This is a genomic window from Streptomyces actinomycinicus (genome assembly GCF_016741775.1).
Classification (GTDB): Bacteria; Actinomycetota; Actinomycetes; order Streptomycetales; family Streptomycetaceae; genus Streptomyces; species Streptomyces actinomycinicus.
This window is the reverse complement of record NZ_JAERRK010000006.1, coordinates 143874-155628: the sequence shown is the minus strand read 5'-3', so window position 1 is coordinate 155628 and position 11755 is coordinate 143874. Positions and strand designations below refer to the sequence as shown.

The window sequence follows — 11755 nt, the reverse complement described above, 5'->3', positions numbered from 1 at the left end:
CGCCCCTCGGGAGAGGGCGTCACGCCTCCCGGCGCACCTCCACCACCCGGAAGCGGTTGGCCACGAACGCGCCGTCGGTGAGGGCCGCGTTGGCCGCCGGGTTGCCGCCCGAACCGTGGAAGTCGGAGAACGCGGCCGTCTGGTTGACGTAGACCCCGCCGGTCAGGTTGAGCGAGAGCTGGGCCGCCTCCTCCAGGCAGACCTCCTCGACGGCCCGCTCGGTCTCGGCGTCCGTGGTGTAGGCGCCGACCGTCATCGCGCCCTTCTCCCGGACCGTGCGGCGCAGCAGCTCCACCGCGTCGCCCACGGAGTCGACCGCGACGGCGAAGGACACCGGGCCGAAGCACTCGCTCATGTAGGCCGCCTCGTCGTCCGGCTTGGCGCCGTCCAGCTTGACGATGACGGGGGTGCGGACCGCCGCGCCCGGGAACTCCGGGTTGGTGATCTCTCGGGAGGCGAGCGCGACTTCGCCGAGCCCGGCCGCGGCCTCCAGGCGGGCCTTGACGTCCGGGTTGACGATCGCGCCCAGCAGGGCGTTCGCGCGCGCGTCGTCACCGAGCAGGCCGTCGACCGCGCGGGCGAGGTCGGCGGTGACCTCGTCGAAGGTCTTGGGGCCCTGGTCGGTGCTGATGCCGTCGCGGGGGACGAGCAGGTTCTGCGGAGTGGTGCACATCTGGCCGCTGTACAGGGACAGCGAGAACGCCAGGTTGGACAGCATGCCCTTGTAGTCGTCGGTGGAGTGCACGATCACCGTGTTGACGCCGGCCTTCTCCGTGTAGACCTGCGCCTGGCGGGCGTTGGCCTCCAGCCAGTCGCCGAAGGACGTCGACCCGGTGTAGTCGATGATCCGGATCTCCGGGCGGGTGGCCAGGGTCTTGGCGATGCCCTCGCCGGGGGTCTCGGCGGCCAGGGCCACCAGGTTCGGGTCGAAGCCCGCCGCGGTCAGCACGTCCCGGGCGACCTGGACGGTCAGTGCGAGCGGCAGCACCGCGCGCGGGTGGGGCTTGACCAGGACCGCGTTGCCGGTGGCGAGGGAGGCGAACAGGCCGGGGTAGCCGTTCCACGTCGGGAAGGTGTTGCAGCCGATGACCAGGCCGATGCCGCGGGGGACCGCGGTGAACGTCTTGCTGAGGGCCAGCGGGTCGCGCTTGCCCTGCGGCTTGGTCCACTCCGCCGTGCCCGGCGTGCGGACCTGCTCCGCGTACGCGTAGGCCACCGCCTCCAGGCCGCGGTCCTGGGCGTGCGGCCCGCCCGCCTGGAACGCCATCATGAACGCCTGGCCGCTGGTGTGCATCACCGCGTGCGCGAACTCGTGCGTCCGGTCGCTGATCCGCTTGAGGATCTCGATGCAGAGCGCCGCCCGGACCTCGGGGCCGGCGTCCCGCCAGGCCCGCTGCCCGGCCTGCATCGCCGGGAGGAGCACGTCGATGTCCGCGTGGGGATAGGTCACGCCCAGTTCGACGCCGTACGGCGAGACCTCACCGCCCACCCAGTCGTCCGTGCCGGGCTGGCCGAGGTCGATGCGGGTGCCCAGCAGAGCGTCGAAGGCGGCCTTCCCCGCAGCCGCGTCCAGGCTGCCGTTCTCGCCGTAGGCCTTGGGGTGTTCGGGGTGCGGGGACCAGTACGCGCGCGTGCGGATCGCTTCCAGGGCCTGGTCGAGCGTGGGCCGATGCTTCTCGATCAGCTCGTGCGTGGTCAGTTCGGCGGCCATGCGGGACCAACTCCTCGTCTGGAGAACTCTTCGTCGAGTTCGGGACCTGGCAGAAAGAGCAGCGGGATGAGACGGTCAGAGCTAGAGTAACCGAACGATCGGTCGGGACAAGAGGGTCCGCCGCATCTGTGGAAAACGTCGTGCGGGAGGATCGCGCACATGACAGCACTCGACCTCAGCAGCCCCGTGGCCGTCGTCGGCACCGGCACCATGGGCCAGGGAATCGCCCAGGTCGCGCTGGTCGCCGGCCACCCGGTGCGGCTGTACGACGCCATACCCGGGCGCGTCCGGGAGGCCGCCGAAGCGATCGGCGCCCGTCTCGACCGGCTCGTGGCGAAGGACCGGCTCACCCCTGACGCCCGGGACGCGGCCCGCGCCCGCTTGGTGCCCGTGGACAGCATGACGGAGCTGGCCGGCTGCGGGCTGGTCGTGGAGGCCGTCCTGGAGCGGCTGGACGTCAAGCAGCGGCTCTTCGCCGAACTCGAGGAGTTCGTCGCCGAGGACTGCCTGCTCGCCACGAACACCTCCTCCCTGTCCGTGACGGCCATCGGCGGCGCCCTGCGCCACCCTGGCCGCTTCGTGGGCCTGCACTTCTTCAACCCGGCGCCGCTGCTGCCGCTGGTCGAGGTGGTCTCCGGGTTCGCCACCGACGTCACGTCGGCCACGCGCGCGTACGAGACCGCCCGGGCCTGGGGCAAGACCCCCGTGGCCTGCGCGGACACCCCTGGCTTCATCGTCAACCGCATCGCCCGCCCCTTCTACGCCGAGGCGTTCGCCGTCCTGGAGGCCCAGGCCGCCGACCCCGCGACCATCGACGCGGTGCTGCGCGACTGCGGCGGCTTCCGGATGGGCGCCTTCGAGCTGACCGACCTGATCGGCCAGGACGTCAACGAGTCCGTCACCCACTCGGTGTGGCAGTCCTTCTTCCAGGACGTGCGCTTCACCCCGTCCCTGGCCCAGCGCCGGCTGGTGGAGTCCGGCCGGCTCGGCCGCAAGAGCGGGCGTGGCTGGTACGACTACGCCGAGGACGCCGAGCGGCCCGAACCGCACACCGCCGACAAGGAGCAGCCGCCCGCCCACGTCGTCGTCGAGGGCGACCTGGGCCCGGCGGCCGAGCTGCTCGCGCTGATCCGTGAGGCGGGCATCCAGGTCCGTGAGGAGGACGAGGACAACGGCACCCGCCTGGTGCTGCCCGGCGGCGGCCGGCTGGTCCTCGCCGACGGCCGGATCTCCGCCGAGTTCCGGGACGTCGTGTACTTCGACCTCGCCCTGGACTACCGCGCGGCCGGCCGTGTCGCCCTGTCCGCCTCCCAGGACACCTCCCCACAGACCCTCGCCGAGGCCACGGGCCTGTTCCAGGCGCTCGGCAAGGAGGTCAGCGTCATCGGTGACGTCCCCGGCATGATCGTGGCCCGCACGGTCGCACGGATCATCGACCTCGCCCACGACGCCGTCGCCAAGGGCGTGGCCACCGAGGAGGACATCGACACCGCGATGCGCCTCGGCGTCAACTACCCGGTCGGCCCCTTCGCATGGGACCGCAGGCTCGGCCGCGAGTTCGCCTTCGACGTCCTGGACGAGATGCACGAGCGCGACCCCTCCGGACGCTACGCCCCCTCCCTCGCGCTCTACCGGCACGCGTACGCCATCGACAAGCGGGAGGGCACCTCATGACCACGGTCAGGCGCGACACGTACACCCCCGAGACGCTGCTCTCGGTCGCCGTGCGGGTCTTCAACGAGCGCGGCTACGACGGCACCTCCATGGAGCACCTGTCCAAGGCGGCCGGCATCTCCAAGTCGTCGATATACCACCACGTCAGCGGCAAGGAGGAACTGCTCCGGCGGGCCGTCAGCCGCGCCCTGGACGGCCTGTTCGCCATCCTGGACGAGGAGCACGCGCGCGCGGGCAGATCCGTGGACCGGCTGGAGCACGTCGTGCGCCGCATGGTCGAGGTGCTCATAGCCGAGCTGCCCTACGTGACGCTGCTGCTCCGTGTGCGGGGCAACACGGAGACCGAGCGCTGGGCGCTGGAGCGCCGACGCGACTTCGACCACCGGGTCGCCGAGCTGCTGAAGGCGGCGGCGGCCGACGGGGACGTACGCGGCGACGTGGAGGTCCGCCTGGCCACCCGGCTGGTCTTCGGCATGATCAACTCGATCGTGGAGTGGTACCGGCCGGACGCGCGGGGCGCGAGCGACCGGGAAGTGGCCGACGCCGTCGTCCGGCTGGTCTTCGCGGGGCTGCGCCGGGACTGACCCCAGCCGCCCGGCCGTCCTCGCGTGGCTGTACGGACCCACTTCAGCCGTCCGGCCGGTCCTTGCGGGGCTGCGCCGGGCCCGCCTCAGCCGTCCGGCTCCAGGTCCTCCTCCTCGAACACCAGCAGCGTGCGGGTGCTGAGCACCTCCGGGATCGCCTGGAGCCGCGTCAGCACCAGCTCGCGCAGCGCCTTGTTGTCGGGCGTGTGCACCAGCAGCAGCACATCGAAGTCGCCCCCCACCAGCGCGATGTGGGAGGCGCCGGGCAGCTGCCTGAGCTGCTCGCGCACCGTCCGCCAGGTGTTCTGGACGATCTTCAGCGTGATGTACGCCGACGTGCCGTGGCCCGCCCGCTCGTGGTCCACGCGCGCGCTGAAGCCACGGATCACCCCGTCCTCGACGAGCCGGTTGATGCGCGCATAGGCGTTGGCCCGCGAGACGTGGACGCGTTCGGCGACGGACCGTACCGAGGCGCGCCCGTCGGCCTGGAGGATCTTCAGGATGTCCTGGTCGATGGCGTCCAGCGGGCGAGGCGGCAGGACGGCGCGCTCCGGTGATCCGTCGGCCATTTGTTCAGGTCCCATGTCCCCCCGCTTCATCGCCGTGGACGTCCTGCGTTCATTGCAGGCTGTGGAGAACCGTTTGTCCACAGCCTGAAGGGGCCTGTAGCCAAAATGTGCCGACGACCGAACAATCGGTAGGTGAGGCGGGTCACAGCCGACACGCCTCCCGTAGCCGCTCCCACGAGGAGGTGCCGTCATGACGGTTCTGGAGCAGCGAGGCGCGTACCGGCCGTCGCCGCCGCCCGCCTGGCAGCCCCGGATGGACCCCGCGCCGCTGCTGCCCGACGCCGAGCCGTACCGCGTCCTCGGCACCGAAGCAGCCGGCAAGGCCGACCCGGACCTGTTGCGCAGGCTCTACGCCCAGCTGGTGCGTGGCCGCCGCTACAACGCCCAGGCCACCGCCCTGACCAAGCAGGGCCGGCTCGCCGTCTACCCGTCCAGCACCGGTCAGGAGGCCTGCGAGGTCGCCGCCGCCCTGGCGCTGGAGGAGCGCGACTGGCTCTTCCCCAGCTACCGCGACACCCTCGCCGTCGTCGCCCGGGGGGTGGACCCCGCGGAGGCGCTCACCCTGCTGCGCGGCGACTGGCACAGCGGCTACGACCCCTACGCCCACCGCGTGGCCCCCCTCAGCACCCCGCTGGCCACCCAGCTGCCGCACGCCGTGGGCCTCGCGCACGCGGCCCGCCTCAAGGGCGACGACGTGGTGGCGCTCGCCATGGTCGGCGACGGCGGCACCAGCGAGGGCGACTTCCACGAGGCGCTGAACTTCGCCGCGGTCTGGCAGGCGCCGGTCGTCTTCCTGGTGCAGAACAACGGCTTCGCCATCTCCGTCCCGCTCGCCAAGCAGACCGCCGCCCCCTCCCTGGCCCACAAGGCCGTCGGGTACGGCATGCCGGGCCGGCTGGTCGACGGCAACGACGCGGCGGCCGTGCACGAGGTCCTCAGCGACGCCGTACGGCACGCGCGCGCCGGCGGCGGCCCGACCCTGATCGAGGCGGTGACGTACCGCATCGACGCCCACACCAACGCCGACGACGCCACCCGCTACCGGGGCGACGCCGAGATCGAGGCCTGGCGCGCCCACGACCCGATCGCACTGCTGGAACGCGAACTCACCACGCGCGGACTGCTCGACGAGGACGGCATCGAGGCCGCCCGGCAGGACGCCGAGACGATGGCCGCCTCCTTGCGGGAACGCATGAACAAGGACCCCGAACTCGACCCCATGGACCTCTTCGACCACGTCTACGCCGAGACCACCGCGCAACTGCGCGAGCAGCGCGCCCTGTTGCGGGCCGAGCTGGAGGCCGAGCAGGAGCAGCACGGCGAGCCCGGCGCACAGGAAGGCGGGGCCCGATGACCACCGTCGCCGTCAAGCCCGCCACCATGGCGCAGGCCCTCACGCGGGCGATGCGGGACGCGATGGCCGCCGACCCGACCGTGCACGTCATGGGCGAGGACGTCGGCACCCTCGGCGGTGTCTTCCGCGTCACCGACGGCCTCGCCAAGGAGTTCGGCGAGGACCGCTGCACCGACACCCCGCTTGCCGAGGCCGGCATCCTGGGCACCGCCGTCGGCATGGCCATGTACGGTCTGCGGCCCGTGGTCGAGATGCAGTTCGACGCCTTCGCCTATCCGGCGTTCGAGCAGCTGATCAGCCACGTCTCCCGGATGCGCAACCGCACCCGCGGCCGGATGCCACTCCCGATCACCGTCCGCGTCCCCTACGGCGGCGGCATCGGCGGCGTCGAGCACCACAGCGACTCCTCCGAGGCCTACTACATCGCGACCCCCGGCCTCCACGTCGTCACCCCCGCCACCGTCGCCGACGCCTACGGACTGCTGCGCCAGGCCATCGCCTCCGACGACCCGGTCGTCTTCCTCGAGCCCAAGCGGCTCTACTGGTCCAAGGACACCTGGAACCCCGAGCAGCCGACGGACGTCGAGCCCATCGGCCGGGCCGTGGTCCGGCGCCCCGGCAGCAGCGCCACGCTCATCACCTACGGCCCGTCGCTGCCGGTCTGCCTGGAGGCGGCCGAGGCCGCCCGGGCCGAGGGCTGGGACCTGGAGGTCCTCGACCTGCGCTCCCTGGTGCCGTTCGACGACGAGACGGTCTGCGCGGCCGTCCGGCGCACCGGCCGCGCGGTCGTCGTCCACGAGTCCACCGGCTTCGGCGGCCCGGGCGGCGAGATCGCCGCCCGCATCACCGAGCGCTGCTTCCACCACCTGGAGGCCCCGGTGCTGCGCGTGGCCGGCTTCGACATCCCCTACCCGCCGCCCATGCTGGAGCGGCACCACCTGCCCGGCGTCGACCGCATCCTGGACGCCGTGGCCCGCCTGCAGTGGGAGGCCGAGGGCTGATGGCTCAGGTGCTGGAGTTCAAGCTGCCCGACCTCGGCGAAGGGCTCACCGAGGCGGAGATCGTCCGCTGGCTGGTCCAGGTCGGTGACGTGGTCACCGTCGACCAGCCGGTGGTCGAGGTGGAGACGGCCAAGGCGATGGTCGAGGTGCCCTGCCCCTACGGCGGTGTGGTCACCGCCCGCTACGGCGAGGAGGGCAGTGAACTGCCCGTCGGCGCCCCGCTGCTGACGGTGGCCGTGGGCGAACCGTCGGCGGAGCCGGAGGGCTCCGGGAACGTCCTGGTGGGCTACGGCACCCAGGCTCCCGCGGCCCGGCGCCGCCGGGTCCGCTCCGCACCGGCGGGCACGGCGGCCGGCACCGGCCCGGCCGACCGGACCGCCGCCCCCCGCAACGGGCACGCCGTACAGCCCGCGGCGGCCCCCGCGACCGCCCACGCACGTGTGACGGCACCGGCAGCCGCACGGCCGCAGGCAACCGCCCCGGCACCCGCCGAGGGCCCGGTGCCCGTGATCTCCCCCCTGGTGCGCAAGCTCGCCCGAGACAACGGCCTGGACCTGCGACAACTGGCCGGTTCCGGGCCGGACGGCCTCATCCTGCGCGCGGACGTCGAGGGTGCGCTGCTGACCGGCACCGCGCCGGCCCGCACGGCCGAGGAGACAGTCGTACGGACCCCCGTGGCGCCCGCTGCCGGGGACGGGACCCGGATCCCGCTCAAGGGCGTGCGCGGCGCCGTCGCCGACAAGCTCTCCCGCAGCCGCCGGGAGATCCCGGACGCGACCTGCTGGGTCGACGCCGACGCGACCGAACTCATGCGCGCGCGGGCCGCGATGAACGCGGCCGGAGGACCGAAGATCTCCGTCCTCGCCATGCTCGCCCGGATCTGCACGGCCGCCCTGGCCCGGTTCCCCGAGCTGAACTCCTACGTCGACACCGAGGCCCGCGAGGTCGTCCGGCTCGACCACGTCCACCTCGGGTTCGCCGCGCAGACCGAACGCGGCCTCGTCGTGCCGGTCGTACGGGACGCCCACGCCCGCGACACCGAGTCGCTGACCGCCGAGTTCGCCCGGCTCACCGAGTCGGCACGCGGCGGGACCCTCACCCCCGGAGAACTCACCGGCGGGACCTTCACGTTGAACAACTACGGAGTCTTCGGCGTCGACGGGTCCACTCCGATCATCAACCACCCCGAAGCGGCCATGCTCGGCGTCGGCCGCATCGTCCCCAGGCCGTGGGTGCACGAGGGCGAGCTGGCCGTGCGCCAGGTCGTGCAGCTCTCGCTCACCTTCGACCACCGGGTATGCGACGGCGGCACGGCGGGCGGCTTCCTTCGGTACGTGGCGGACTGCGTGGAACAGCCGGCGGTGCTGCTGCGCACGATGTGAGGGACGAGCCCGCGCACTCTGTGATGTACGTCGGGTCCGCGAGGCGGGCCCGACGGGACATACTCGGAGGATGACCGACACCGCCCCCGCCGCGACCGCGGCACCCGTGCCGTACGACGCCGTCGTACTGGCCGGCGGCGCCGCGCGGCGGCTCGGCGGTGCCGACAAGCCCGGCCTGCGGATCGGCGGCCGCGCACTGCTCGACCGGGTGCTGGCGGCCTGCGCCGGCGCCCGGACGACCGTCGTCGTCGCCGCGCCCCGGCCCACCGCCCGGCCGGTGCGCTGGGCGCACGAGGAGCCGCCCGGTGGCGGACCGGTCGCCGCGCTGGAGGCCGGCCTGCGGCTCACCACCACCGCACACACCGTCGTCCTCTCCGCCGATCTGCCCTTCCTCCGGCAGGGCACACTCCAGCGACTGCTGACCACCCTTCAGGACACCGGCTGCGAAGGCGTGCTGCTCACCGACGCCGAAGGCCGCGACCAGCCGCTCGTCGCCGCCTACCGCACCGCCGCGCTGCGCCGCGAACTGACCGCCCTCGCCGCCGCGCACGACGGCCTCACCGGGCTGCCCCTGCGCCGGCTCACCGGAACCCTCCGCCTCACCCGTGTCCCGGACCCCCTCGCGTCCTTCGACTGCGACACCTGGGACGACATCGCCGACGCCAGGGCACGCATCAGGGAGCATGGACACGTGCTGGATGAATGGATCTCCGCAGTCAAGGACGAGCTGGGCATCGATCTGGACGTCGACACCGGCGTCCTGCTCGACCTGGCCAGGGACGCCGCGCACGGCGTGGCCCGGCCCGCTGCCCCGCTGACCACCTTCCTGGTCGGCTACGCCGCGGCCCAGGGCGAGGGCGGCCCCGAGGCCGTCGCCGAGGCCGCCCGCAGAGCCGCCGCGCTGGCCCTGCGGTGGGAAGAGGAGGACAACGCGGGCAAGGCCCACAGCAGCGGGGGCCCGAGCGCCCCGGACGCCGGATGACCGCCCCCGGCACCCGGGCCCAGGCGCCCGCCGAGGACACCGACGACCTCGATGTCGAGGAGGCCCTGGCACTGGTGAGGGACGCCCACAGGGAGAACCGGGGCGACGGTGCGGGCGACGGTACGGGCCAGGTCCCGGTACCCGCCGCGCAGACACCCGGCGAACGGCCCGCGGCGCGGCACCGGGCCACCCCTTGGCCCCAGGCCCGCGAGACCGCCGCCCGGGCCGCACGTACCCGCACCCGCCGCGCCCCCGTCTCCGTACCGCTCGGAGAGGCCCTCGGGCTGGTGCTGGCCGCCCCCCTCGACGCGCTCACCGACCTGCCCTCCTTCGACACCTCGGCGATGGACGGCTGGGCCGTCGCCGGTCCCGGCCCCTGGCACGTCCGGGAGGAGGGCGTGCTCGCCGGGCACGCCCAGCCCGAACCGCTCACCGACGGCGAGGCGGTCCGTATCGCCACCGGTGCCCGCATCCCCGCCGACACCACCGCCGTCCTGCGCAGCGAGCACGGGCGTACCGACGCCCAGGGCCGGCTCCACGCCACCCGCGACATGCTCCACGGCCAGGACATCCGCCCACGCGGCCAGGAGTGCCGCAGCGGCGACCAGCTGCTGCCCGTCGGCACCCTGGTCACCCCCGCCGTGCTGGGCCTCGCCGCGGCGGCGGGCTACGACACCGTCACCGCCGTGCCCCGGCCCCGGACCGAAGTCCTGGTCCTCGGCGACGAGTTGCTGACCGAGGGCCTGCCCCACGACGGACTGATCCGGGACGCGCTCGGTCCCATGCTTCCGCCCTGGCTGCGTGCGCTGGGCGCCGACGTCATCGCCGTACGCCGGATCGGTGACGACGCCCGCGCCCTCCACAAAGCGGTCACCGGCTCCACCGCGGACCTGATCATCACCACCGGCGGCACCGCGGCCGGACCCGTCGACCACGTGCACCCGACCCTGGCACGCATCGGTGCCGAACTCCTCGTCGACGGCGTCAAGGTGCGCCCCGGCCACCCCATGCTGCTGGCCCGCACCAAGGACGACCAGCATCTCGTCGGGCTGCCCGGCAACCCCCTCGCGGCCGTCTCCGGCCTGCTGACGCTCGCCGAGCCGCTGCTGCGCACCCTCGCCGCCCACCCCGCGCCCGAGCCGTACACGCTGCCGCTCAAGGAGGCGGTGCAGGGGCATCCGTACGACACCCGGCTCGTCCCCGTGGTGCTGCGCGGCGACCTTGCCGTGCCGCTGCACTACAACGGCCCGGCCATGCTGCGCGGAATCGCCGCAGCCGACGCGCTGGCCGTCGTACCGCCGGGCGGGGCCCGGCAGGGCGAGGAGACGGAACTGCTGGACCTGCCCTGGGCGACGGCCGGAATCGGGGTGTGTTTCACGTGAAACATCCGGGCCATGACGCCATCGCCCGCCAAGCGGACGAGCATCTGGTGACCCATCGGGTGAAACTCCCGAGGAAAGTGGTGGAGCGCCCGATCCGCCAGGTCGTCAAACGGCTGATCATGGCCCTGGTGGTGCTGGTCGTCACCGCGCTGGTCGTCTACGCCGACCGCGACGGCTACGACGACAACGCCGACGGCACCATCGACCTGCTGGACGCCTTCTACTACGCGACCGTCACCCTCTCCACCACCGGATACGGCGACATCACCCCGGTCAGCGACGGCGCCCGGCTCGCCAACATCTTCGTGATCACGCCCCTGCGCGTGCTGTTCCTGATCATCCTGGTCGGCACCACGCTGGAGGTCCTCACCGAACGCACCCGTGAGGAATGGCGCCTGAACCGCTGGAGGTCCACCTTGCGCGATCACACCGTCGTCGTCGGCTTCGGTACGAAGGGGCGGTCGGCCATCCAGACCGTCTGCGGGACCGGGCTCAAGAAGGAGCAGGTGGTCGTGGTCGACCCCAGCTCCAAGGTGATCGACGCGGCGACCGCGGACGGCTACGCCGGGGTCATAGGCGACGCCACTCGCAGCGAGGTGCTGAAACGGGCCGAGGTGCACAAGGCCCGGCAGATCATCGTCGCCCCGCAGCGCGACGACACCGCCGTCCTGGTCACGCTGACCGCCCGCCAGCTCAACCGCGGTGCGAAGATCGTGGCCGCGGTACGCGAGGAGGAGAACGCCCCACTGCTCAAGCAGTCCGGCGCCGACGCGGTCGTCACCAGTTCCGGTGCCGCCGGCCGGCTGCTCGGGCTCTCCGTGCTCAGCCCCGCCGCCGGCATGGTCATGGAGGACCTGATCCAGCAGGGCAGCGGGCTGGACATCGTCGAGCGCCCGGTGGTCCGCAGCGAGGCGGGCAAGAAGCCCCGCGAGACGGACGACCTGGTGGTGAGCGTCGTCCGCGGGCACCGTGTGCTCGGATACGACGATCCGTCCATCGGCACCCTCCAGCTGACGGACCGGCTCATCACCATCGTCCGCGTCACCCCCGGCGCCCATGTCACCCCGGACATCCGCCCCATGTCGCGCGAGTGACCGCCGACCCGGGGAGTAGCGT

At 73.0% G+C, this 11755-nt stretch carries 10 protein-coding genes; 8 read left to right on the top strand and 2 right to left on the bottom strand.

Annotation, left to right across the window (positions count from 1 at the left end; translation table 11 throughout):
- Window positions 1-19: 19 nt before the first annotated feature.
- Entirely contained in the window at window positions 20-1711 is a 1692-nt protein-coding gene (paaN, locus tag JK359_RS14565) for a phenylacetic acid degradation protein PaaN (RefSeq protein WP_201835654.1), read from the bottom strand.
- 159 nt (window positions 1712-1870) lie between these two features.
- Here paaN and JK359_RS14560 point away from each other — a divergent pair, with 159 nt between their 5' ends.
- Complete coding sequence (locus JK359_RS14560; protein WP_201835653.1) at window positions 1871-3385, top strand: 3-hydroxyacyl-CoA dehydrogenase; 1515 nt, start codon at window positions 1871-1873, stop codon at window positions 3383-3385.
- On the top strand, window positions 3382-3969 hold the full coding sequence (locus JK359_RS14555; protein ID WP_201835652.1) for a TetR/AcrR family transcriptional regulator: 588 nt from the start codon (window positions 3382-3384) through the stop codon (window positions 3967-3969). Before JK359_RS14560 ends, JK359_RS14555 begins: the two co-directional genes overlap by 4 nt.
- Window positions 3970-4055: 86 nt before the next feature.
- Here the strand turns inward: JK359_RS14555 and JK359_RS14550 are convergent, their stop codons facing one another.
- Window positions 4056-4553: an Lrp/AsnC family transcriptional regulator gene (locus tag JK359_RS14550; protein ID WP_372445405.1), complete on the bottom strand. Its 498-nt coding sequence runs from the start codon at window positions 4551-4553 to the stop codon at window positions 4056-4058.
- Between the two features lie 175 nt (window positions 4554-4728).
- On the opposite strand from JK359_RS14550, the gene pdhA reads away from it, so the two are divergent.
- The 6 genes from pdhA (at window position 4729) to JK359_RS14520 (ending at window position 11733) form a co-directional block, all read left to right on the top strand.
- Window positions 4729-5892: a pyruvate dehydrogenase (acetyl-transferring) E1 component subunit alpha gene (pdhA, locus tag JK359_RS14545; RefSeq protein ID WP_201835651.1), complete on the top strand. Its 1164-nt coding sequence runs from the start codon at window positions 4729-4731 to the stop codon at window positions 5890-5892.
- Window positions 5889-6893, top strand: a complete 1005-nt coding sequence (locus JK359_RS14540) for an alpha-ketoacid dehydrogenase subunit beta (protein WP_201835650.1) — start codon at window positions 5889-5891, stop codon at window positions 6891-6893. The genes pdhA and JK359_RS14540 overlap by 4 nt, the downstream gene beginning before the upstream one ends.
- Complete coding sequence (locus JK359_RS39845) at window positions 6893-8275, top strand: dihydrolipoamide acetyltransferase family protein (protein WP_201835649.1); 1383 nt, start codon at window positions 6893-6895, stop codon at window positions 8273-8275. The genes JK359_RS14540 and JK359_RS39845 overlap by 1 nt, the downstream gene beginning before the upstream one ends.
- Window positions 8276-8345: 70 nt before the next feature.
- Entirely contained in the window at window positions 8346-9257 is a 912-nt protein-coding gene (locus tag JK359_RS14530) for an NTP transferase domain-containing protein (protein ID WP_201835647.1), read from the top strand.
- Window positions 9254-10639 carry a molybdopterin molybdotransferase MoeA gene (locus tag JK359_RS14525; protein WP_201835646.1) on the top strand — a complete coding sequence of 462 codons (1386 nt, stop codon included), beginning with the start codon at window positions 9254-9256 and terminating at the stop codon, window positions 10637-10639. The genes JK359_RS14530 and JK359_RS14525 overlap by 4 nt, the downstream gene beginning before the upstream one ends.
- Window positions 10636-11733 (top strand): potassium channel family protein, encoded by a 1098-nt coding sequence (locus JK359_RS14520; protein ID WP_201835645.1) that lies wholly within the window; start codon window positions 10636-10638, stop codon window positions 11731-11733. Before JK359_RS14525 ends, JK359_RS14520 begins: the two co-directional genes overlap by 4 nt.
- The last annotated feature ends 22 nt before the right edge of the window (window positions 11734-11755 follow it).

Excerpts from the sequence above, each read along its gene's own strand:
- paaN (WP_201835654.1), bottom strand. The coding sequence starts at position 1,711 with ATGGCCGCCGAACTGACCACGCACGAGCTGATCGAGAAGCATCGGCCC.
- JK359_RS14560 (WP_201835653.1), top strand. The coding sequence starts at position 1,871 with ATGACAGCACTCGACCTCAGCAGCCCCGTGGCCGTCGTCGGCACCGGC.
- JK359_RS14555 (WP_201835652.1), top strand. The coding sequence starts at position 3,382 with ATGACCACGGTCAGGCGCGACACGTACACCCCCGAGACGCTGCTCTCG.
- JK359_RS14550 (WP_372445405.1), bottom strand. The coding sequence starts at position 4,553 with ATGGGACCTGAACAAATGGCCGACGGATCACCGGAGCGCGCCGTCCTG.
- pdhA (WP_201835651.1), top strand. The coding sequence starts at position 4,729 with ATGACGGTTCTGGAGCAGCGAGGCGCGTACCGGCCGTCGCCGCCGCCC.
- JK359_RS14540 (WP_201835650.1), top strand. The coding sequence starts at position 5,889 with ATGACCACCGTCGCCGTCAAGCCCGCCACCATGGCGCAGGCCCTCACG.
- JK359_RS39845 (WP_201835649.1), top strand. The coding sequence starts at position 6,893 with ATGGCTCAGGTGCTGGAGTTCAAGCTGCCCGACCTCGGCGAAGGGCTC.
- JK359_RS14530 (WP_201835647.1), top strand. The coding sequence starts at position 8,346 with ATGACCGACACCGCCCCCGCCGCGACCGCGGCACCCGTGCCGTACGAC.
- JK359_RS14525 (WP_201835646.1), top strand. The coding sequence starts at position 9,254 with ATGACCGCCCCCGGCACCCGGGCCCAGGCGCCCGCCGAGGACACCGAC.